Genomic DNA, 21,078 nt, shown 5'->3' on the forward strand with positions numbered 1-21,078 from the left:
GTGGCAGGCGGCCCCGTCCCGCCTACGCACGCCTGTACACCAGGCGGCCGCCCACGACGGTGGCCACGCACGTCGAGGCGCCGAGGCGCACGAGTGCCGCCCGGTCGGGTACGTCGAACACGGCGAAGCGGGCCGGGCCGCCGGCCGTGAGGGCCGGGAGCAGCACGAGCGGCCGCGGCGAGAACGACGCGGGCCCCGGCAGGTTCGGCGGGCGGCCGGCCATGGCGAGGCCCGCCCGGCGCACCGCGTCCAGGGCGGCGCGGCTGCGCAGTTCACCCGCGACGGCGACCGTGCCGTGCGCCAGCATCCGCTGCACGCCGCGCCGCGCGCTGGCGCCCTGCCGTGACGGGTCGGCGCGGAAGAGGGCGCGGGCGCGCTCGCCGGTGATCGGCTCGGTGCCGAACTCGTCGGCCTCGCGCGGGTCGGGGTGGTAGGCGCCTTCGAGCAGCTCGGGCCCGTAGGGGTTGAGCAGGCCGGGGGTGAGGATGCCGGGCCACCGCCGCACCCGCGCCCGCGGGGACGCGGCGGCCAGCTCCTCGTACGGGCCGGTGGCGGCGACGGTCGCGCCGTCGACCAGGACGGCCGCCTCGGGCGAGGCCTCGGCGACGTGAAGGGTCAGCACGGCCGGCTCAGTTGGCGGGGAGCAGTTGGAGCTCGGGGTGCGCGGTGCCGCCCTCGATCGCCGTGGAGGAGATGTGGGAGGCGACGCGCTCGTCGACCGGGTCGTTCGCCGGGTCGTCGTGGACGACGATGTGCTCGTAGGTCGTGGTGCGCTGCGCCGGTACCCGGTCGGCGGTGCGGATCATGTCGATCATCTCGCGCAGGTTGGAGCGGTGCTTGGCGCCCGCCGACGAGACGACGTTCTCCTCCAGCATGATCGAGCCGAGGTCGTCCGCGCCGTAGTGCAGGGTGAGCTGCCCGATCTCCTTGCCCGTGGTGAGCCAGGACCCCTGGATGTGGGCGATGTTGTCGAAGAACAGCCGGGCGATGGCGATCATGCGCAGGTACTCGAAGATGGTGGCCTGCGTGCGGCCCTTCAGGTGGTTGTTCTCGGGCTGGTACGTGTACGGGATGAAGGCGCGGAAGCCGCCGGTGCGGTCCTGGACGTCACGGATCATGCGCATGTGCTCGATGCGCTCGGCGTTCGTCTCGCCGGTGCCCATGAGCATCGTGGAGGTCGACTCGACGCCCATCCGGTGCGCGGTCTCCATGATCTCCAGCCACCGCTCGCCGGACTCCTTGAGCGGTGCGATCGCCTTGCGCGGCCGCTCGGGCAGCAGCTCGGCGCCGGCGCCCGCGAAGGAGTCGAGACCGGCGGCGTGGATGCGGGAGATGGCCTCCTCGACGGAGACGCCGGAGATGCGCGCCATGTGCTCGACCTCGGAGGCGCCGAGGGAGTGGATGACGAGCTGCGGGAAGGCCTGCTTGATGGCGGCGAAGTGCTTCTCGTAGTACTCGACGCCGTAGTCGGGGTGGTGCCCGCCCTGGAACATGATCTGCGTGCCGCCGAGCTCCACGGTCTCCGCGCAGCGCCGCAGGATGTCGTCGAGGTCGCGCGTCCAGCCCTTGGCGGTGTCCTTCGGCGGGGCGTAGAAGGCGCAGAACTTGCACGCCGTGACGCACACGTTGGTGTAGTTGATGTTGCGCTCGATGATGTACGTCGCGATGTGCTCCGTACCGGCGTAGCGCCGTCGCCGCACCGCGTCCGCGGCCGAGCCGAGCGCGTGCAGCGGTGCCGACCGGTAGAGGTCGAGCGCCTCCTCGGGGGTGATCCGCCCGCCCTCCGCGGCACGGTCGAGGACGGACTGAAGGTCGGCCTTCTCGGTCACCGGGCGACACCTTTCGGCGGTTTGCAGGGGTTCTGCGCGGACCGAACCAGCCTACGCCAGCGCGTCAGCCGCCCTCCGGCGCACCCTCCGCAGCCCGCGGGGGCCGGGTGCCGACGGCGTCCAGGGCCGGGGCGATGACGGCGAAGGCCCGGTCGGTCAGCCCGGCGGGGTCCTCGGCGCCGTCGCTGTCGCTCCACCGGTGCAGTACGGCGTCGAAGGCGGACAGCGCCATCCCGGCGGCCAGCCGCGGGTACAGGTCGGTGGCGGGATCGAGCCCCAGGCGGCGCGCCAGCTCCGCCGCCAGGTCGTCGCGCCACTGCGCCTGCCGCTCCAGGAAGCGGGCGAGCAGGGCGGGGGTGCGCAGGATCAGCCGCACCACGCGCAGCGCCCGCTCGTGGTGGTCGCCGCAGGCCGCGACGGGGACCCGGATGGCGTGCAGCGCCACGGAGGGGGGTTCGCCGGCCGGGCCGCCAGTTCGGCGTGGATGTCGGCGCCCATGCCGGCCAGGAACTGGACGACCACGTCCTCCTTGGAGGCGAAGTACCGGAAGAAGGTCGAAGCTCGCCAACGCCGTCTTCGGCCGGGAGCTCCACCTGCGGCTGGCCGCGGCCGGCAGCCCGGTGCGCAGCGTGCTCGCCCACCCCGGCTACGCCTCGACCAACCTCCAGAGGGGCACCCCGGTGGGGATGGTGTGGCTGCTGTTCGGCCGCGTCCTCATCCCGCTCGCCCAGTCCCCGGACCGGGGAGCGCTGCCCCAGCTCTACGCGGCGACCGCCCCGGACGTGGAGGGCGGCCAGTTCATCGGCCCCGACGGCCCGGCCGAGCTGCGCGGCGCGCCCACGCGGGTCCGGGCGGCCCCGGCGGCGACCGATGCCGGGACGGGGCGCCGGCTGTGGGAGGTGTCGGAGCGGCTGACCGGCGTGCGGTACGGCCTCCCCAGCGGCTCAGCCGGACTTCCGTAGCGTTCCGTAGGGGTTGCCCGCCGCGTCCTCGTCGGACCGGTAGCCCAGGGTGCCGTCCTCGTTGAGCGTGAACGTCAGGGTGGCGGAGGTGCCCGTGCACATGCCCGTGGAGCCGGGCTTGCCGGGGTCGGTGCGGTCCGTGACGCGCAGTCGCCTCGGCTCGGCCGAGGTCAGCCTGCCGATGCTGTGGCATTCGACGCTCGTCCCGAGGACGCTGAGGGTCGTGGTCAGCCGCACCACGTCCTGGCCCTTGCCGCCCGGTGTGAAGACGGCGGTCAGCTCCCCGTGCGGCAGGCCGTTCTCCTCCTGCGTGGACCCCTTCCAGGTGCCGATGAACGCCTTCGGCAGGGAGGCGGGCGCCGGGGCGGCGTCACCCGGGGACGTCTTGCCCGGCGGCTCGGCCGCGTCGTTGTGGCCGCCGTCCCGGTCGAACAGGCCGAGGAGGGTGCCGCCGCCCACCGTCACCGCCGCCAGGGCGCCCGCCACGGCCAGGGCGACCGTGCAGCTCAGCCGGCGGCCCCGGCCGGGCGCCGGTTCGGAGGTCGTCGTGAGGGACAGCGACACGGGCTTACGGGCCGGGGGCGGCGCGTCCACCGCCGGTACGGGTTCGATGGGCGGGCCGAACACGCCGGAAACCACCGGCCCGCCGGACGCGCCCACCGCCGGGCTGCTGAACGGCACCGGTCCCGAACCGGACGGGTCCGCCACCGCCGGCTCCAGGTCCAGCAGCCGTACCGCGTCCCGGCTGACCCGCTGCACCAGCGGGCCCGGCAGCCAGCCGCCCGCCACCAGCGCGGCCGCCCCGCCCGGGGCCAGCCGTGCGGCCAGCTCACCCGGCGCGGGGCGGGCGTCCGGTTCCTTGGCCAGGCACGCGGCCACCAGGTCCCGCAGCTCACCGCAGAGGGCGCCGCCCAGGTCCGGCTCCTCGTGGACCACCTTGTAGAGGAGGGCGGCCGACGAGTCGCCCGGGAAGGGGGCGGTGCCGGTCGCCGCGTACGCGAGGACGGCGCCCAGCGAGAAGACGTCCGCGGCGCCGGTCACGCCCTTGCCGAGGATCTGCTCGGGCGCCATGTAGCCGGGCGAGCCGACCGAGACGCCGGTGGACGTGAGCGACGCGGTACCGTCCGTCGCCCGGGCGATGCCGAAGTCGATGAGGCAGGGCCCGTCCAGGGCCAGCAGGACGTTCGAGGGCTTGACGTCCCGGTGGACGAGCCCGAGTCCGTGCACCGCCGCGAGGGCCTCGGCCAGTCCGGCGCCCAGCGCCCGTACCGTGTGCGCGGGGAGCGGCCCGTGGTCGGTGACGGCCCGGGCGAGCGGGGGCCCGGGGACGTACCCGGTGGCGACCCACGGGACGGGTGCGTCGGGGTCCGCGTCGAGTACGGGCGCGGTCCATCCCCAGCCTCTCGAACCGGTGCGAGCGGGAGAGGCCCCATCGCCGCCGACCCGCCGCGCCAACTCGACCTCCCGCCGGAACCGCGCCCGGAACTCCTCGTCCAGCGCGAAGTGCGGGTGCACGACCTTGACCGCGACGGTCCGGCCGCCCTCGCTGCGGGCGAGGTAGACCCGGCCCATGCCGCCCGCCCCGAGCCTGCCGAGCAGCCGGTAGGGACCGATGGCTGCCGGTTCGCCAACTTCGAGCGGCTGCATGCGCCTTCCCCCCGTACGTCGTCGCGTACAGCAGCGTAGACGGGACGGCACGGAACCGGTTGGGGTCCACGGCCATCTACCTGGCCGTAAATGCCCCGAAAGACCCGGAGTGCTCCATGACACGTCCCGCCACGGCGCTCATAGCCGCCGTCGCCCTCGGCTCGCTCGCCCTGCTCACCGGCTGCTCCGGCGAAGGGGCCCCGGTGTCCTTCGACGGCCCGAGCGCGTCGGCCCCCGCACCCCGGGCCACGGACGCGAAGGGGAAGGCCCTCCCCAAGACCCTGATGCCGGCCGGCCCCAAGGCGGAGTTCACCACCGCCAACACGCTCCCCGACGGCACCAAGATCGGCGTGACGACGCTGCACGGCGCCAAGTCCGGCTTCACGGGCAAGGTCTGGGTCTGGGCGCCCCCGCAGTACTTCGACCCGAAGTACGCGAACAGCGGCTTCCCCGTGCTGATCGCCCTGCCCGGCGGCAACGGCTATCCGAACAATTACTGGATGGGCACCGACCTCAAGTTGCAGAGCAGCATCAGTGAGTGGTCGAAAGAGGGCAAGAGCCTGCCCTTCGTCGTGATCATGCCGGTCCTCAACCCGGACAAGGAGCACTACTACGACGGCAGCGACATCCCCGGGCAGCCCAAAATGGGCACCTGGATGACGGAGGACGTCCCGGATTTCGTCCGGGCGAATTTCCGTACGTTCGCTTCAAGGGACGGCTGGGCGTTCATGGGCTCGTCGTCCGGCGGGTTCGTCGGCCTGAAGTCCGTACTGAAGCACCCGGACAAGTTCAAGGCCGTCATCGCCTCCGGCCCGGACACCGTTCCGGATTCGCCGCTGTGGGCCGGACACGAGAAGGAGAGGCAGGCGAACAACCCGGAGAGGCTCGCCGGGCTCCTGGGCGCACAGCCGGACTCCAAGGACCGCGAGGTGTATCTGGCGTTCCAGATCGGCAGCAGGGAATCCGGCGTCGCCAACGTGAAGTCGTTCATCAAGAAGTACACCAAGGGGCCGGTGAAGAGCCGCCTCCAGGTGATCCAGGACGGCGAGCACAACGCCAAGACCTATGTGAAGGGCATGGGGGACGGCTCGATCCAGTGGATCAGCGAGCACATGCAGGCCCCCGTACCCGCCTCCTAGGACAGCAGCTCGACCGTCACGTCCGCCGGGAACCCGGTCGTCGGCCCGGTCCGGCGGGCGAACTCCCGCACCCCGGCGAGCTGTTCGGCCGCGAAGCGGAAGTCCAGGGTCGTGAAGTACTTCTCCAGCACCACCGCGTCGAAGGCCTCCCAGCGCGCGGCCTGCTCGGCGACCTTCGCGACCTCCTCCAGCGACACGTCACGGGAGGCCAGGAACGCCTCGTGGACCTGGCGCACGACGTGCGGCTCGCGCGCCAGGTAGTCCTTGCGGACCGCCCACACCGCGAAGACGAACGGCAGCCCCGTCCACTCCTTCCACATCTGCCCCAGGTCATGGACCTGGAGCCCGAGCCTCGGGGCGTCGTGCAGCGAGGCGCGCAGCGCCGCGTCCCCGATCAGCACCGCCGCCTCCGCCTCCTGCATCATCACGCCCAGGTCGGGCGGGCAGGTGTAGTAGGCGGGGGCCACCCCGTACCGCTCGGCGAGCAGCAACTGCGCCAGGCGTACGGAGGTGCGCGAGGTGGAGCCGAGCGCGACGCGCGCCCCGTCCAGGTCCTCCAGCGGCCGCTGGGAGACGATCACGCAGGACATGACGGGCCCGTCGCAGCCGACCGCCAGGTCGGGGAAGGCGACGAGCCGGTCGGCGGCGCGCAGGAACTCGACGAGGGTGATCGGCGCGATGTCGAGGTCGCCGCGTACGAGCTGATCACTGAGCTTCTCCGGGGTGTCCTTCGTGAGCTCGAGATCCAGGAGCGTTCCGGTGCGGGCCAGGCCCCAGTACAGGGGGAGGCAGTTCAGGAACTGGATGTGGCCGACGCGGGGCCGGCTCCGCAGCGGGTGGTGGTCGTCGGTTGAATTGTCCACAACGCGAGGCTAGACCCGCCCGGTACGCCCGGCATCGCCGGGTCCGCCGTCAGCGAGGGTGAACTCTGTCAAACATCCGGGTGACGTGATCTTTCCCTCTACCCATGCACACACGCTGCGTGCTAGGCTCAACGCAAGTTGCAGTTTGGTTTCCCTTGCAGTACAGAGCCTGCGGAGCATGTGACCCGCAGGCTTTTGTAGTTTTCAGACTTGTTTGGCAGGTTCTGGAGCAGGGCAACCCTTTGGCCCATAGGAGGGCTTATGGCTACCGGAACCGTCAAGTGGTTCAACGCTGAAAAGGGCTTCGGCTTCATCGCCCAGGACGGCGGCGGCCCGGATGTCTTCGTCCACTACTCCGCGATCAACGCGACTGGCTTCCGCTCCCTCGAGGAGAACCAGCTCGTGAACTTCGACGTCACGCAGGGCCCGAAGGGCCCGCAGGCGGAGAACGTCACCCCGGCCTAATTGCCCGGGTCGGCGATCGCGCACGACTTTCAGTAACCCGATTACGCAGTACCCAAGGAGCCTTTTCCGTCCGGTCTCACGGCCGCGCGGAAAGGGCTCCTGCCTTTTGTTCCCTTCACCGGTCGTACAGCTTGTCGATCTCCGCCGCGTACCGCTCCAGCACCGCCTTCCGCCGCACCTTCAGCGTCGGCGTGAGGACGCCGCCGGCGACGCTGAAGTCCTCGTCCAGGACGGTGAACGCCCGGATGCGGGCCGGGCGCGACACCTGGGCGTTGGCCGCGTCCACCGCCCCCTGGACCAGGGCCCGTACGGCGTCGGCGTCCAGGCCCCGCACGGCGTCGGCGTCCACGGTGATCAGGGCGACCGGGTACGGGCGGCGGTCACCGGCCATGACGGCGTGCGAGACGACCGGCGACCGCTCGATGAGCAGCTCCACCTCCGCCGGGCTCAGGTTCTTGCCGGACGACGTGATGATCAGGTCCTTCTTGCGGCCCGTGATCGTCAGGTACCCCTCGTCGTCCAGCGCCCCCAGGTCGCCCGTGTGCAGCCACCCGTCGTCCGCGACCTCCCCCGCCGCCACCATCGGGCCCCGCGCCAGAACCTCCCCGTCCCCGGCGATCCGCACCTCGCACCCCGGCACGGGCCGCCCGACCGTCCCGTACCGCACCGCGCCGGGATGGTTCAGCGAGATCACGCCGCCCGACTCGGTCATGCCGTACCCCTCGAAGACCTGGATCCCGCACCCGGAGAGGAACTCCAGCGTCTCCGGCGCGATGGGCGCCGCGCCGGTCAGCGCCCACCGCAACCGCCCGCCCAGCGCCTCCCGCACCTGCTCCGGCGTCGCGTCGAACGCCCGCGCCATGCTGTGCACCTTCTCGAAGAGGCGCGGCACCGAGGGCAGGTGCGTGGGCCGGGCCTCCGCCAGCTCGGTGACGACGTCCTCCACGCGCCCGCCGAAGTAGCACAGCTCGCCGCCGTACAGCAGGGTCGTGAACTGGATGAGCTGGGCGAGCAGGTGCGCGAGGGGCAGGTAGAGGTACGTGCGGTCGCCGGGGCCGCCCTCGATGAGCGGCAGCGTGGCGTCCTGGACGGCGCCGAGGTTGCCGTGGGTGAGGTGGACGCCCTTGGGCGGGCCGGTGGTGCCGGACGTGTAGACGATCGCCGCGCCGTCGCCGGGGCGGACGGCCGCCGCGCGGGCGAGCAGCGCGTCCGGGGCGCCCGTTGCGTGGAGGCCGCCCAGCTCCGCCACGTGCCGCAGCGCGGGCAGCCGCCCCCGTACGGCCGCCACCCGCTCCGCCTGCGCCGCGTCCTCGACGAGCACCACCGAGGCCCCCGAGTCGCCGAGCACCCAGGCCAGCTCCTCCTCCCCCGCCGTCGGGTAGACCGGCACGACGACCGCGCCGGCCGCGAGCGCGGCGAAGTGGGCGTACGTCCACTCCACCCGCGTCTCGGACAGGATCGCCACCCGGTCGCCCGGGGCCACACCGAGGGCGATCAGCGCCTGTCCGGTGGCGCGCACGGTCGCCCGGAGGGCGTCGTACGAGACGGAGGTCCAGGTCCCGTCACCCTGCTTGTGGCGCAGCGCGGGCAGTTGCCCGTGCCGTTCGCCCGTCCATTCGGTGAACACCGCCAGCGTCTGTGGACGTCGTGTCATGGCCCGACGGTAGGAAGGCTCTCCGGGCGGGTGGCATGACGGGAAACGTCAGGCCCGCTGACCCCGGCGCTCAACCCCGGTACGGTCCGGTCATGGCCAAGCGGACCATCACCGTGCACCATGTGCGGGCGCTGCTGCGTGGCGCGCGGCGGCACGGGCTCGACACCGTGCCGCTCCTCCAGGCCGCCGGCATCCCGCCGCTGCTGCTCGGCGACGACCGGGCGCGGGTCACCTCGGCGCAGTTCGCGCTGCTGTTCCGGGCGCTGTACCGGGCGACGGGCGACGAGTTCCTGGGCCTCGGACCGGCGCCGAGCCGTCCGGGGACGTTCGCGATGATGTGCCACGTCTCGCTGGGCTGCCGTGACCTGGGCGCGGCGATCGAGCGCGGCACGGCGTTCTACCAACTGTTCCCGGGCGGGCCGGACCTGGCCCTCGGGCGGTCGGGCGGTGAGGCCGTGCTCACGGTGCGCGGCGAGCTGCCGGACCCGTTCGTGGCCGAGTGCCTGCTGATCATCTGGCACCGGCTGTGCAGTTGGCTGGTGGGGCGCCGCATCCCGCTGCTGCGGGCCGGTTTCGCGTATCCCGCTCCCCCGCACCGGGACGAGTACGCCGACCTCTTCGGCTGCCCGGTGCGCTTCGGGGCGCCCGCCACCGGGGCCGCGTTCCACGCCCACTGGCTGGCCGCCCCGCTCGTCCGGGACGAGGAGGACCTGGCGGTGATGCTGCGCCGGTCGCCCTTCGAACTGCTCAGCCGCCGGGCGTACGGCACGACCGTGGCCGAGCAGGTGCACAGCGCGCTGGCCCGGGCGCTGCGGGCCTCGCCCCGGCTGCCGTCGCTGGTGGAGGTCGCGGCGCGGCTGGCGGTGAGCCCGGCGACGCTGCGGCGCCGGCTCCAGGAGGAGGGCACCTCGTTCCGGCGGCTGAAGGACACGGTCCGGCGGGACGCGGCGATCGCGGGCCTGGCGGAGGGGCGCGAGCCGATCGCGGAGCTGGCGGCGCGGCTGGGCTTCTCGGAGGACACCTCGTTCCACCGGGCGTTCCGGCGGTGGACGGGCACGACGCCGGGTGCGTATCGGGGTCAGTGAAGCTGAGCGTTCCGGTCAGCCCCGTACTTACTCGCGAGTCACTACGGTCTCCCCACCCCCACACCGGACGTAGGGAGAGCCGCACATGCGTGTACGTACGAGGGTGCTGGCCTGCGTGGCCGCACTCGCCCTGTCCTCAGCCACCCCCACGCTCGCCACCGCGACCACCGCGACCACCGAGGCCGGCACCGGCCGCCCCGGCGACCTGGTGAGCACCGAGCCCTCCGCCTTCCACCCGCTGCCCGGCCAGCCGACCGCCACCAAGGCGTGGAAGATCCACTACCGCTCGACCTCGGCGACCGGCGCCCCGAACGTCGTCTCCGGCACGGTGATCGTCCCGCAGGACGGCCGCACCGGGCCCCGCCCGCTCATCACGTACGCCGTCGGCACGGTCGGGCTCGGCGACTCGTGCGCGCCGAGCGCGGGCTTCCCGAGCGGCACCACCATGGAGGCCAGCCTGATCCAGCAGCTCACCTGGCGCGGCTGGGCCGTGGTGGTCACCGACTACGAGGGCCTCGGCACCCCGGGCGAGCACACCTACACGGCCGGACCCTCGGCCGGGCACGCCATGCTGGACGCCGCCCGCGCGGCGATCCGCCTCCCGGAGGCGGGCCTCGGCGCGGACACCCCGGTCGGCATCATGGGCTACTCGCAGGGCGGCCAGGCGTCGAGCTGGGCGGCCGAGCTGCACGCCTCGTACGCCCCGGAGCTGAAGGTGAAGGGCACGGCGACCGGTGGCGTACCGGCGGAGCTGGCGAAACTGGCGCCCGTGCACGACGGTTCGTACGGGTCGGGCCTGCTGTTCATGGCGGCGGCCGGGCAGGACGCGGCGTACCCGGAGCTGAAGCTCGACTCGTACCTGAACGCGGCCGGCAAGGCGCTGATCGGCTTCTTCCGGAACAACTGCGTGGCGGTCGACACGGTCGTCGGCTCCTTCAAGCGGATCTCCGACCTGACGGTCAGGAACCCTCTGGAGACCCGCGAGTGGCAGACCCGCCTCGCCGAGTCCGACCTCGGCCGGAAGGCGCCGGACCACCCCGTGTACCTGTACCACGCGCTCGCCGACGAGCTGATCCCGTACTCCCTGGGCTCCGGGCTGCGCGAGGACTGGTGCGCCAGGGGCGCCGCCGTGAACTGGCGGACGATCGTGGTCGGCGAGCACGTCTCGGGCGTGATCACCGAGTCGCCGAGGGCGGCGGACTGGCTGGCCGACCGGTTCGCCGGGAAGCCGGCGCCGGGCAACTGCTGAACGAGCCCGGCGTACGCTCGGAGGCATGACCGAACGCAAACCGCCCGGGGTCGACTTCGAGTCATTCGTCGACAAGCAGATCCGCGAGGCGACGGAACGCGGTGACTTCGAGCACCTGTCCGGCTTCGGCAAGCCGCTGCCCGACGACGCCGCCCCGTACGACGAACTGTGGTGGGTCAAGGGCAAGATGCACCGCGAGGGCATCGCCCCCGTCCTGCCGCCCGCGCTCGCCCTCCGCAAGGAGGCGGAGGACGCGCTGGAGGCGGTGGGGCGGGCGGCGAGCGAGGCGGAGGTGCGCCGGATCGTCGCGGACGTCAACGAGAAGATCACGGCAGCCCTGCGCCGCCCCCCGGCGGGCCCGCCGCTGCGGCTCACGCCGCTCGACGCGGAGGAGTTGGTGCGGCAGTGGAGGTCCCGCCGCTAGGGCCTTTCGTTTGGATCAGGCTGGATCAGGGAGCGGCGTCTGGTGCATGAGGTCTCCCCAGGCCCGCCAGGGCCCAGGGGACGCATCGCAAGGCGGAGGAGGGAGCCACTGCGGTGGGGGCCCCTCCCGTGCCCGAAGGGCTACGGGGGACATTGGCGACCGACGACAACGCCGCGAGGTGCGGTGTCCTGGGGGCACCTCCCAGCGAAGCTGGGGGAGCGTCGCGAGCCCAGCAAGATCCGAACGAGAGGCCCTAGCCGTCCAGGGCCCTCAGCAGTTCCGCGAGGCGGGGCGGCCAGACCGGTTCCGCGTCGGGGGCGGCCAGGTCGTCCCGGGTCCACCAGCGCCACGTGAGGATGATGTCGGCGGCGCGGGCGGCGGCGGCCTCCTCGGCCGGGTCCCGGCGCGGACCGTGGGCGAGGTAGATGTGCTCGTGCTGGCGGACGGGGACGCCCGCCCGGGTGAAGTCGTGCTCCCAGGTGCACAGGAGCGGCCCCGGCTCCACGTCGTACCAGCCCGTCTCCTCGCGCAGTTCGCGCAGGGCACCCTCGCGGGGGGTCTCGCCCGGTTCCAGGCCGCCGCCGGGCATGGCCCAGTGGACGCCCACTTCTTCGTTGTCGTAGCGGAAGAGGAAGACCGCTCCGTCGGGGTCGAGGACGGCGACGCGGGCCGCGGGCCGGGGTATGCGCATGGGTCAGGCCTTTCGGGTGCTCTGGATGCTTCGGGCGCTTCGGGTGCGGAGCAGGTGGCGGGCGAGGCCCAGGGCGGCGAGGGCGGCGATCAGGGCGCACACGCCGGGCCAGCCGAGGTCGGTGTGGGCGCGGGTGGCGGCCCAGGAGCCGAGGCCGCCGCCGAGGAACGCGCACATCATGTACGCGGTGTTGAGGCGGCTTCGCACCTCGGGGCGCAGGGCCCAGATGCGTACCTGGTTGGCGACCATGCCGGACTGCATGGCGACGTCGAGCAGCAGCGTGCCGAGCGCCAGGGCCGCCAGGCCGGTCGCCCCGCCGGTGGCGCCCAGGGCGAGGACCGCGGCCGAGGCGAGGATCGCGAGGAAGCAGACGAGGTTGACCGCGTCGGGGCCGCGCCGGTCGACCGCCCGGCCCGCCGCCGGGGTGGCGAGCATGGTGGCGACGTTCACCAGGGCGAGCACGCCGACCGCCTGGGCGCCGAGCCCGTACACCGGTCCCGTCAGCAGCAGCGCGGCGCCCGTCCAGACGGCGGTGAACGCGCCGAAGGCCGTCGCCTGGTAGAGGCAGGAGCGGCGCAGTTCGGGCTCGTCGCGCAGCAGGCGCAGGGAGGCGGCCAGCAGCGCCGGGTACGGCTGCGTGGACGGCGGCGCGGTCCTCGGCAGCGTACGGGACAGGAGCGCCGCCATGACCAGCGAGACGGCCGCGGCCAGCACGTACGGCGCCCGCCAGCCCAGCCATTCGCCCAGCGTCCCGCCGGCGGCGCGGGACAGCAGCATGCCGCCGATGGAGCCGGCGAGCAGGGTGCCCGTGACGGCTCCGCGCCGGTCGTCGGGCACCAGGCCGGCCGCCATCGGGGCGACGAGCGGCGCCACCACGGTGGTCACGCCGACCAGCGCGCTCGCCACGACGAGCGGCGGCAGCCCGGGCGCGGCGCTCGCGGCGAGCAGGCTCAGGCCGGTGACGGCGAGGAGCGCGGCGATCAGCGGGCGGTGCGGGAAGCGGTCCCCGAGGGGTACGAGCAGGAAGATCCCGGCCGCGTACCCGAACTGCGCCGCCGTCACGATCAGGGCGGCCGCGCCGGGCGGCACGTGCAGCCCGGCGGCGACGAGCGGGCTGATCGCCTGGGGGAAGTAGATGTTGCCGACGGCCACACCGCAGGCCACGGCCAGGAGCAGCACCATCGGACGGCTCAGCGTCACCTGTTTCTCGGTCGGCACCGCCCAACGATCGCGGGCGGCCGTGCCACCGCACAAACGTTTTACGCGTACCGCACCCGGCAGGAGAACTCCTCATGACGGGCGTAGCGTGAGTCGTGTCTCGGGGAGAACGTCCGCCCCCAGGGAGGCACTCCATGGTCACCACCGCCCCGGCCTCCGCCCTCGACATCCCCCGGACGCACCCGCTGCGGGCGCGCGCGGTGAACGCGGCCGAGGTGCGTGCCACGCTCGCCGTGCTGGGCCGGCTCGGTCCTGGCGACTGGTCGCTCGACACGGCGTGCGAGGGCTGGACCGTACGGGACCTCACCTCCCACGTGGTGGCGCAGTACGAGGAACTGGCGCGGCCCTGGCTGCTGGTGGGCCGGGCCGTGCGCGGCCGGCGGCGTTACCCGGAGCTGTTGCCCCTGGCCGCGCACAACCAGCTCCAGGTCGACGCCCGGCGCTCCGTGCCGCCGCACGTCCTGGTCCGGCTGCTGGCCCGGTTCGGACCGCGGGGGGTGCGTGCGGTGGAGCGCACGCCGGCCGCCCTGCGGCGGCGGATGCGCCTGAGCCCGCTCTTCCCCGAGTCGAAGGAGCTGGCCGAGGACTCCATGGACTACCTGGCCCGGGTCCTGCTCACCCGGGACACCTGGATGCACCGGGTCGACATCTGCGACGCCACCGGGCAGGAGCTGGTGCTGCGGGAACACGACAAGGAGGTGGTCGGGCAGGTGCTGCTGGACCTCGCCCTCGCCTGGAGCGGCCCGCCCACCTACCTGGACCTGTCCGGACCGGCCGGCGGGCGCTGGGGCCTGGGCCGCGGCACCCCCGCCGTGGTGGTCGAGGCGGACGCCGTCACGCTGATGCGCCACCTGTCGGGCCGGCCACCGCTCGGCGACATCGCCTGCGACGGCGGCCCCGCCGACGTCGCGGCCGTCACCGCGGCGCGGGTGATGTTCTGAGCCGCGGCCTGAGTACTTCCGCTCATGCGGGCGCCGGCCCGGCCGCCACAGACTGCTCCCATGCGCACCCAAGGAAAAACGCTGTACGTGGTCCTCGCCGCCGTGCTCTGGGCGGTGACGGCACTCTCGCTCGGCCTCCTGGCCGTCCTGGTGATGATCCTCAGCGTCTGGGCCGCGTCCGTCGGGGAGTCCCCGGCACCGTTCGTGCTCTGGGCGACCCTGGCCCTCGTCGTCGCCGGGGGCGTACTGGTGGCGCTGTACTTCGCCCCCGGCATGCGTCGCCTGTCCCGCTCCGCCCGCCTGGCCCTGCTCGGCGCCCTGGCCTGTCCGGCGCCGGTGGGCGTGGCGCTGTGGGCGTGGGCCGCGGCGGGCTGAGGCGGGCCGAGGCGGTGACCGGGCCGTGCGGGGTCAGGACGGGGGCCGGGCCGGGCGGGGGTCAGGACGGGGGCCGGGCCTCCAGCATGACCACCTCGAACTCCTCCACCGACTGCACGGTCGAACGCGCCTTGCGCGAGGCCTCGCCGCGCACCGCGGCAACGGGGCCCCGGGAGGCCGCCAGGCTGTCCCGGTCGGCGTAGACGGCGCCCACCGTGCCCCGGCCACCGGGACGGTCGAGGAACAGGCTCCCGCCCAGGAAGCCCTGCACGGCCTGGAGCTTGGGCAGGACGTCGTTCTCGAAGGCATCGACCAGGAGGTGCGCGTCGGAGGGGGCGAACTGGAGCCGGGTCAGCCGGAAGCGGGCGTCCTCACCCACCGATTCCGGCCGTGAGACGACCGCGGCCTCCCAGTTGTCGACCGTCATGGTGGCCGCGAACTCCGACAGCATCCGGGCGCGCAGCTCGCCCATGCGGTCGGCGCTGGCCCGGAGCGCCTCCTCGTCCTCCCACCAGGTGCCGGTCAGCAGCTTGCCGACCTCGCGGTCCACGAACAGCCCCGCGCCACGGAAGCCGGGCTCCTGGACGAGCTGTTCCCTGCCGTCCGTGGTCAGAGCCCGAACGGCCTGGTCGAGCTTCGCCGGGTCACCTGTCGCATAGGTCGTACGAACAAACATGGCAGCCTTTCGCGCCGGGATGCGTCGCCCCCTTGTCCCTGTCCATGCGACGGCCGGTGCGGGCGAGCGGCAAGGCGGCCCACGCGTTCGGGTGACGGAGCCGCCCGGCGCACGGGGGGAGCCCGGCCCGCGTTCTTCCGATGGTCGTATTCGTTACTCGTCACGGCGAATGAGCCATGCCGTACGCATATTGCCGCTTCATATGCACATGTGGCGGGAATCGAACGGTTATTGAGGTGGACACGACCACCTCCGAGCGAAGGGAAGAGGCATGTTCCCGAACACCCTCGACACGTTCGTGAGCTCCGTGCGGCACGGCAAGGAAATGATGATCATCCACCGGGTCACCGGCGGATACCTCACGCACAACGGCGACCTCCAGATCGAGACCGACCCGGTCGAGAACATCGACAACAAGCGCCATCTGTGGGTGGCCCAACTGGACGGCTACTACAAGGGGAACGCCGTCTACACCTTCCAGAACAAGAGGGAGGACAAGTACCTGTCCGTCAACCCGGACAACATCCGCGACGGCATGCGCTTCACCGACCGGGTCGACCCGAAGGACCCCGACGCGGCGAAGAAGGCCAACGCCCAGCGGTTCCTCGTGCTGCCCGTGTGCTCCAACGGCGGCTACGCGCTGGTGCCGGTGCTGGGCACGGCCTACGCCCTGATGCCGATGGGCAACCGCGCCGAACCGGGCTGCGACCGCCCGCTGCCCCACTGGGGCGGGCAGTCCTCGGACAACGCCTCGCACGACTTCACGCGATCCCCCCAGCAGCCCGAGCGGGAAGACCCCACGGACCGCGACATCACGGGGACCGTCGGAGCCGGCGCCGGCGGCCAAACGGGCTCGCACTGAGCTCAGTGCCGGGCGCCCTCGCCCCCGTACAGCGCCTCTATGTCCGCCGCGAAGTCGCGCGCTATCGCCGCCCGCTTGAGCTTCAGGGACGGTGTCAGGTGGCCGCTCTCCTCCGTGAAGTCGGCCGCCAGGACGCGGAAGCGGCGGATGGACTCGGCGCGTGAGACCAGACGGTTGGCCTCGTCGACGGCGCGTCGCAGGGCGGCGTCGAGGTCCTCGTCCGTCACGAGGTCCCGCAGCGGCACGTCGTCCTTCTTCCGCATCCGGCGCCAGTGCGCCAGGCCGTCCGGGTCCAGGGTGATCAGGGCCGTGACGTACGGGCGGTTGTCGCCGACCACCATGCACTGGGCGACCAGGGGGTGGGCGCGCAGCCAGTCCTCCAGCGGGGCGGGGGTGACGTTCTTGCCGCCCGAGGTGATGATGACGTCCTTCTTGCGGCCCGTGATGGTGAGGTAGCCGTCCTCGTCCAGCGTGCCCAGGTCGCCGGTGGCCAGCCAGCCGTCGTCGGTGACCGCCGGCACCGCCCGGCCCGCCTCGGCGTCCCAGTAGCCGCCGAAGACGTGACCTCCCCGCAGCAGGACCTCCCCGTCCTCGGCGATCCGTACCGCCGTGCCCGGCAGCGGCCGGCCCACCGTGCCGAGCCGGGGCTTGAGCGGCGGGGTGACGGTGGACGCGGCGGTGGTCTCCGTCAGGCCGTACCCCTCGAACACCTCGATGCCCGCGCCCGCGTAGAAGGACGCCAGGCGCCGCCCCAGCGGGGAGCCGCCGCAGATCGCGTACCGTACGCGGCCGCCGAGGGCCGCCCGGATGCGGCGGTAGACCAGTGGGTCGTACAGGGCGCGGGCGGCCCGCAGCCCGAGTGACGGTCCGGGGCCGGTGCCGTGCTGGGCGGCCTCCACCGCCTCGCCGTACCGCCGTGCGACGGTCGCCGCCCGGTCGAAGGACGCGGCGCGGCCCATCTTCTCGGCGGTGGCGCGGCCGGTGTTGAAGACCTTCTCCAGGACGTACGGGATCGCCAGCAGGAACGTCGGCCGGAAGCCGGCCAGGTCGGCGAGGAGGTCCTCGGTCCGGATCGACGGCGCGTGGCCGAGCCGTACCCGGGCGCGGAGGCAGCCGATGGCGACCATCCGACCGAAGACGTGGGAGAGGGGCAGGAAGAGCAGGGTGGAGGCCGGGTCCTTGCTGACGCTCTTGAAGACCGGGTGGAGCAGTTCGATCGCGTTGTCGACCTCGGCGAAGAAGTTGGCGTGGCTGAGGACGCACCCCTTGGGGCGGCCGGTGGTGCCGGAGGTGTAGATCAGGGTGGCGACCGAGTCCGGGGAGAGACCGGCCCGGCGGGCGGTGATCACCTCGTCCGGTATCCGGGTGCCCGCCTGCCGCAGCGTGCCGACCGCGCCGTTGTCGAAGACCCACAGGTGCGTGAGCCCCGGCATCTGCTTGCGCTCGTTGCTGACGAGGCGGGCCTGGTCCATGGTCTCGACGGCGCAGGCCACGGCACCGGAGTCCTGGAGTATCCAGCGGGTCTGGAAGGCGGAGGACGTCGGGTAGACGGGCACGGTGACCAGGCCGGCGGCCCAGGCGGCGAAGTCGAGCAGGGTCCACTCGTAGGTCGTCCGGGCCATGATGGCCAGCCGGTCGCCGGGCCGGAGGCCCTCGGCCACGAGCCCCTTGGCGACGGCGAGCACCTCGGCGGCGAAGTCGGCGGCCGTCACGTCGGACCAGGTGCCGTCGGGGTTCTTCCTGCTCAGCACCGGATCGGCGGGCGCCTCGCGGGCGTTGTCGAAGGGGATGTCGGCCAGGGAACCGCTCGTCACGGGCGGGACGAGGGGCGGTACGGAGGCTTCGTGCGGCAGTTGGGCGGGGGCGGCTGTCACGTGCGGCTCCTTCGTCGGGCCGGGGCCGAGTCGTGGCGCGCACGGTCTCGACCGGGTCCTGACCTCTGAGTAACCTTACTCGGGAGTAAATCTAGGGCCGAGCAAGGAGTCAGGACAATGGCCGAGCGCGATCTGCACCGCACCGCCACAGCACCCGTCCCGGTCCCGGGCGCGTGAGGGCCGTGAACCTGCCGCTCACGCTCGCCCTGGGCGCCCTGCGCTCACCGTTCCGGCGCCCCGGGCACGGGGTGGCCGTCACGCCCGGCCGCCGGCGCCTCGTCGAGCCCGACGTACGGATCGCCCCGGACCGGCTCGCGGCGTACGCGCGCGTGTGCGGGTTCTCCGAGTCGGGTGCGGTTCCGCTGCCGTACCCGCACGTCCTGGGATTCCCGCTCGCCATGCGGCTGATGGCCGCCCGGGACTTCCCGCTGCCGCTCCTCGGGCTGGTCCACACCTGGATCACGGTGACCCGGCAGCGCGCCCTGCTCCCCGCCGAGCGCCTCCAACTCACCGTCGGCATCAGCGCCCTGACACCTCACCGGCGCGGCACCGAGGTCACCGTCACCACCGAGGCCCACGTGGCGGGCGAACCGGTCTGGCAGTCCCGCAGCGGCTACCTGGCCCGCCACGAACCCCCCGCCGCGACGGCACCCGGCCCAGCCCCCACCTCGGCAACCGGCCACGCGCCGGCAACCGGTCCCGGCCACGCCCCGGCGACCGGCGCCGCGCCCGTGCTCCCGTCCGCCCCGCTTCCCGCACACGCCGAATGGCGGCTCGCCTCCGACCTGGGACGCCGCTACGGCCGGGTGTCGGGCGACCGCAATCCGATCCACCTGCACCCGCTGACCGCCCGGGTGTTCGGCTTCCCCCAGCCCATCGCCCACGGCATGTGGACGTTCGCCCGGTGCGTGGCGGAGCTGAGCCCCCCGCACGCCGCCCACGTGGAAGCGGAGTTCGGGGCGCCCGTCCCGCTGCCCTCCACCGTGACGTACGCCGCCGACGGCGACCGTTTCGAGCTGCGCGGCGGTGACGGCCGCCCGTACCTCACCGGGACGGCGACCAGCGCTGCCCGTCCATGAGGCTGCCCAGGCCCGTCCAGGCGAAGTTCATCAGGGTGGCGGCGGCCTCCTTGGCGGACACCCCGGGCGTCTCGTTGGCCCACTGCGCCAGCGACTCGGCCGCGCCCACCAGCGCCTGGGCGAGCCCGGACACGTCCCGGTCGCCGAACGCGGGGTCCTGGTGCGCGTCCCGGGCCGCCTCGCCTATCAGGCCGGTCACGAACGCGGCGATCTCGTCCCGCATGGCCGCCACCTCCGCGGCGAACGGCTCGCCGTGCGTGCGCGCCTGCTGGTGCAGCACCGCCCAGCCGTCCGGGTGCTCGGCGGTGTGGGTGAAGAACGCGGTGAGCCCCGCCCACAACTGCTGGTCGGCCGGCCGCCCCGGCTCGGCGGCGGCCTCCTCCACCGCGTCCCGGACAGCGGCGATCAGCGCGGCGGCCTCACGGCGGATGCAGGCGGTGAAGAGCTCCTCCTTGGAGTTCAGGTACAGGTACACCAACGGCTTGGACACCCCGGCCAGTTCGGCGATCTCGTCCATCGACGCCGCCCGGTACCCCCGCTGCCCGAATGTCTGCACGGCCGCGTCCAGCATCTGCTGCTCGCGGACGGCCCGCGGCATGCGCTTGGCCTTCGCACCCGTGCTCTTCACGACACCCGTCCTCCTACTCCTCGGTAGTCGGTAAGCCTACGGCCCGCCGGAAGGGCGCGGGCCGCGCACGTAGCAGGGGCACATGCGCCCTTCGCTACCAATAGTGTGCATGTCACTCCAGTAGGTGATATTCCGGAACACCGGCGGACTGCTTCCCTACAGACGTCGCTCTTCGTCAGCCACTCCCGAACGGAGTAACTGCATGAGGCTGTCCGCCCGCCGCGGCTTGGCCGCGCTGCTCCTGCTGCTCCCCCTCGCCGCCACCCCGGCCACCGCCACCGCCGCGGAACCCACCGCGGAACCCGCCCCGCTGCGCACCACCGCGGGGACGCCCGTCCCGGGCCAGTACATCGTCACCCTGAAGTCCGACACCGCCTCGGCCAAGGTCACCCAACGGCTCGGCATCACCCCGGTCCACGAGTACTCCAGCGTGCTGCGCGGCTTCACGGCCAAGCTCGACGCCTCCCAACTGACGGCGGTGCGCGGCCTCCCGGACGTGGCGGCCGTCGAGCAGGACGCGGTGGTCAGCGTCGGCGCCCCGCCCGTACGGCAGGCCCGGCCCAGCCCCCGTGCCATCGCGGCCAGTTGGGGCCTGGACCGCATCGACCAGCCGTACCTGCCGCTCAACAACCAGTTCAACGTCAACAGCACCGGCGCGGGGGCCACGGCGTACATCCTCGACAGCGGCATCGACTACGGGCACCCGGAGTTCGGCGGACGTGCCGTGCCCGGCTTCGACGCGATGGGCGACGGCCGTAACGGCCAGGACTGCAACGGTCACGGCACCCACGTGGCGGGCACCGTCGGCGGGGCCAACTACGGCGTGGCCCGCCAGGCGCGCCTGGTGAGCGTCCGCGCCCTCGGCTGCGACGGCAAGGGCGCATGGTCCGGGATCATCGCCGGGTTCGACTGGGTCGCGAAGAACGCCCGGCAGCCCGCGGTGCTCAACGGCTCCCTCGGCGGCCCGCGGAGCGAGGCCGTCAACCAGGCGGCCACCGCCCTCTCGGACAGCGGCGTCCTGCCGGTGGTCGCCGCCGGCAACGACGCGATCGACGCCTGCAACGTCTCGCCCGCGAGCGCTCAGCGGGTCCTCACGGTCGGGGCGACCGACCACCAGGACCAGGAAACCAGCTTCTCCAACTTCGGCGCCTGCCTGGACATCTACGCGCCCGGCGCCGCCATCGTCTCGGCGAGGCTCGGCGGCGGCAGCACCGCCCTGAACGGCACGTCCATGGCCAGCCCCCACGTCGCGGGCGTGGCGGCCCTCCTCAAGGCCCGCTACCCCTCCGCGACCCCCGCGCAGACCTACCAGTGGATCACCGACCAGTCCGTCAAGGACATCCTCACGGTGAGCAAGTCCTCGCCCAACCGGCTGCTCCAGACCGGCGGGCTCTGACGTAGCAGCGACACGAGAGAG

20 protein-coding genes and 2 pseudogenes are annotated in these 21,078 nt (G+C 73.1%); 11 read left to right on the forward strand and 11 right to left on the reverse strand.

Annotated elements, in window-relative coordinates; genetic code table 11:
• Nucleotides 1-22 precede the first annotated feature (22 nt).
• The 3 genes and pseudogenes from ACZ46W_RS30185 to ACZ46W_RS30195 form a co-directional block, all read right to left on the reverse strand.
• The gene (locus ACZ46W_RS30185) at nucleotides 23-622 is read right to left on the reverse strand and encodes an imidazolonepropionase-like domain-containing protein (protein ID WP_468344164.1); all 600 of its coding nucleotides are present in this window, start codon (nucleotides 620-622) and stop codon (nucleotides 23-25) included.
• Between the two features lie 7 nt (nucleotides 623-629).
• Nucleotides 630-1,829 carry a cyclic dehypoxanthinyl futalosine synthase gene (gene mqnC, locus ACZ46W_RS30190; RefSeq protein ID WP_468344167.1) on the reverse strand — a complete coding sequence of 400 codons (1,200 nt, stop codon included), beginning with the start codon at nucleotides 1,827-1,829 and terminating at the stop codon, nucleotides 630-632.
• A 64-nt stretch (nucleotides 1,830-1,893) separates the two neighbouring features.
• A pseudogene (locus ACZ46W_RS30195) lies at nucleotides 1,894-2,384 on the reverse strand (acyl-CoA-like ligand-binding transcription factor); the annotation flags it as partial.
• On the opposite strand from ACZ46W_RS30195, the pseudogene ACZ46W_RS30200 reads away from it, so the two are divergent.
• Nucleotides 2,381-2,791 (forward strand): annotated as a pseudogene (locus tag ACZ46W_RS30200) (SDR family NAD(P)-dependent oxidoreductase); the annotation flags it as partial. The pseudogenes ACZ46W_RS30195 and ACZ46W_RS30200 sit on opposite strands and share 4 nt — an antisense overlap.
• Here the strand turns inward: ACZ46W_RS30200 and ACZ46W_RS30205 are convergent.
• The gene (locus tag ACZ46W_RS30205; protein WP_468344170.1) at nucleotides 2,774-4,438 is read right to left on the reverse strand and encodes a serine/threonine-protein kinase; all 1,665 of its coding nucleotides are present in this window, start codon (nucleotides 4,436-4,438) and stop codon (nucleotides 2,774-2,776) included. The pseudogene ACZ46W_RS30200 and the gene ACZ46W_RS30205 overlap by 18 nt on opposite strands.
• Before the next feature lie 116 nt (nucleotides 4,439-4,554).
• Here ACZ46W_RS30205 and ACZ46W_RS30210 point away from each other — a divergent pair, with 116 nt between their 5' ends.
• Nucleotides 4,555-5,577 (forward strand): alpha/beta hydrolase, encoded by a 1,023-nt coding sequence (locus ACZ46W_RS30210; RefSeq protein ID WP_468344173.1) that lies wholly within the window; start codon nucleotides 4,555-4,557, stop codon nucleotides 5,575-5,577.
• Here the strand turns inward: ACZ46W_RS30210 and ACZ46W_RS30215 are convergent.
• Nucleotides 5,574-6,440, reverse strand: coding sequence for a menaquinone biosynthetic enzyme MqnA/MqnD family protein (locus ACZ46W_RS30215; RefSeq protein WP_468344175.1), 867 nt, complete (start codon nucleotides 6,438-6,440; stop codon nucleotides 5,574-5,576). The genes ACZ46W_RS30210 and ACZ46W_RS30215 overlap by 4 nt on opposite strands.
• A gap of 261 nt (nucleotides 6,441-6,701) precedes the next feature.
• On the opposite strand from ACZ46W_RS30215, the gene ACZ46W_RS30220 reads away from it, so the two are divergent.
• Nucleotides 6,702-6,905, forward strand: coding sequence for a cold-shock protein (locus tag ACZ46W_RS30220; protein ID WP_126885573.1), 204 nt, complete (start codon nucleotides 6,702-6,704; stop codon nucleotides 6,903-6,905).
• 115 nt (nucleotides 6,906-7,020) lie between these two features.
• On the opposite strand, the gene ACZ46W_RS30225 is transcribed toward ACZ46W_RS30220, so the two are convergent.
• Complete coding sequence (locus ACZ46W_RS30225; RefSeq protein ID WP_468344179.1) at nucleotides 7,021-8,559, reverse strand: AMP-dependent synthetase/ligase; 1,539 nt, start codon at nucleotides 8,557-8,559, stop codon at nucleotides 7,021-7,023.
• A 92-nt stretch (nucleotides 8,560-8,651) separates the two neighbouring features.
• Between ACZ46W_RS30225 and ACZ46W_RS30230 the strand changes: the two genes are divergently transcribed.
• From ACZ46W_RS30230 to ACZ46W_RS30240, 3 genes are all read left to right on the forward strand, one after another.
• The gene (locus ACZ46W_RS30230) at nucleotides 8,652-9,644 is read left to right on the forward strand and encodes an AraC family transcriptional regulator (RefSeq protein ID WP_468344182.1); all 993 of its coding nucleotides are present in this window, start codon (nucleotides 8,652-8,654) and stop codon (nucleotides 9,642-9,644) included.
• Between the two features lie 85 nt (nucleotides 9,645-9,729).
• Nucleotides 9,730-10,893, forward strand: coding sequence for a lipase family protein (locus tag ACZ46W_RS30235; RefSeq protein ID WP_468344185.1), 1,164 nt, complete (start codon nucleotides 9,730-9,732; stop codon nucleotides 10,891-10,893).
• Between the two features lie 25 nt (nucleotides 10,894-10,918).
• The gene (locus tag ACZ46W_RS30240; protein WP_468344188.1) at nucleotides 10,919-11,317 is read left to right on the forward strand and encodes a DnaJ family domain-containing protein; all 399 of its coding nucleotides are present in this window, start codon (nucleotides 10,919-10,921) and stop codon (nucleotides 11,315-11,317) included.
• Between the two features lie 253 nt (nucleotides 11,318-11,570).
• Here the strand turns inward: ACZ46W_RS30240 and ACZ46W_RS30245 are convergent, their stop codons facing one another.
• Nucleotides 11,571-12,008 (reverse strand): NUDIX hydrolase, encoded by a 438-nt coding sequence (locus ACZ46W_RS30245; protein WP_468344191.1) that lies wholly within the window; start codon nucleotides 12,006-12,008, stop codon nucleotides 11,571-11,573.
• Nucleotides 12,009-12,011: 3 nt separating this feature from the next.
• Nucleotides 12,012-13,226: an MFS transporter gene (locus tag ACZ46W_RS30250; protein WP_468344194.1), complete on the reverse strand. Its 1,215-nt coding sequence runs from the start codon at nucleotides 13,224-13,226 to the stop codon at nucleotides 12,012-12,014.
• A 134-nt stretch (nucleotides 13,227-13,360) separates the two neighbouring features.
• Between ACZ46W_RS30250 and ACZ46W_RS30255 the strand changes: the two genes are divergently transcribed.
• Complete coding sequence (locus tag ACZ46W_RS30255; RefSeq protein WP_468344197.1) at nucleotides 13,361-14,167, forward strand: maleylpyruvate isomerase family mycothiol-dependent enzyme; 807 nt, start codon at nucleotides 13,361-13,363, stop codon at nucleotides 14,165-14,167.
• Between the two features lie 60 nt (nucleotides 14,168-14,227).
• Nucleotides 14,228-14,542 carry a hypothetical protein gene (locus ACZ46W_RS30260; RefSeq protein WP_468344199.1) on the forward strand — a complete coding sequence of 105 codons (315 nt, stop codon included), beginning with the start codon at nucleotides 14,228-14,230 and terminating at the stop codon, nucleotides 14,540-14,542.
• A gap of 61 nt (nucleotides 14,543-14,603) precedes the next feature.
• On the opposite strand, the gene ACZ46W_RS30265 is transcribed toward ACZ46W_RS30260, so the two are convergent.
• Complete coding sequence (locus ACZ46W_RS30265) at nucleotides 14,604-15,218, reverse strand: antibiotic biosynthesis monooxygenase (protein WP_468344202.1); 615 nt, start codon at nucleotides 15,216-15,218, stop codon at nucleotides 14,604-14,606.
• 271 nt (nucleotides 15,219-15,489) lie between these two features.
• Between ACZ46W_RS30265 and ACZ46W_RS30270 the strand changes: the two genes are divergently transcribed.
• Nucleotides 15,490-16,080 (forward strand): hypothetical protein, encoded by a 591-nt coding sequence (locus ACZ46W_RS30270; protein ID WP_468344205.1) that lies wholly within the window; start codon nucleotides 15,490-15,492, stop codon nucleotides 16,078-16,080.
• A gap of 2 nt (nucleotides 16,081-16,082) precedes the next feature.
• Here ACZ46W_RS30270 and ACZ46W_RS30275 read toward each other — a convergent pair whose 3' ends face one another.
• Nucleotides 16,083-17,954, reverse strand: a complete 1,872-nt coding sequence (locus ACZ46W_RS30275) for an AMP-dependent synthetase/ligase (RefSeq protein ID WP_468344208.1) — start codon at nucleotides 17,952-17,954, stop codon at nucleotides 16,083-16,085.
• Between the two features lie 182 nt (nucleotides 17,955-18,136).
• Between ACZ46W_RS30275 and ACZ46W_RS30280 the strand changes: the two genes are divergently transcribed.
• Entirely contained in the window at nucleotides 18,137-19,033 is an 897-nt protein-coding gene (locus tag ACZ46W_RS30280) for a MaoC family dehydratase (RefSeq protein WP_468344211.1), read from the forward strand.
• Here the strand turns inward: ACZ46W_RS30280 and ACZ46W_RS30285 are convergent.
• Nucleotides 18,999-19,631 carry a TetR/AcrR family transcriptional regulator gene (locus ACZ46W_RS30285; protein WP_468344389.1) on the reverse strand — a complete coding sequence of 211 codons (633 nt, stop codon included), beginning with the start codon at nucleotides 19,629-19,631 and terminating at the stop codon, nucleotides 18,999-19,001. The two genes, ACZ46W_RS30280 and ACZ46W_RS30285, sit on opposite strands and share 35 nt — an antisense overlap.
• A gap of 232 nt (nucleotides 19,632-19,863) precedes the next feature.
• On the opposite strand from ACZ46W_RS30285, the gene ACZ46W_RS30290 reads away from it, so the two are divergent.
• The gene (locus ACZ46W_RS30290) at nucleotides 19,864-21,057 is read left to right on the forward strand and encodes a S8 family peptidase (protein ID WP_468344214.1); all 1,194 of its coding nucleotides are present in this window, start codon (nucleotides 19,864-19,866) and stop codon (nucleotides 21,055-21,057) included.
• Nucleotides 21,058-21,078 lie beyond the last annotated feature (21 nt).

The sequence above is a fragment of the Streptomyces sp. NPDC031064 genome, from assembly GCF_055570965.1.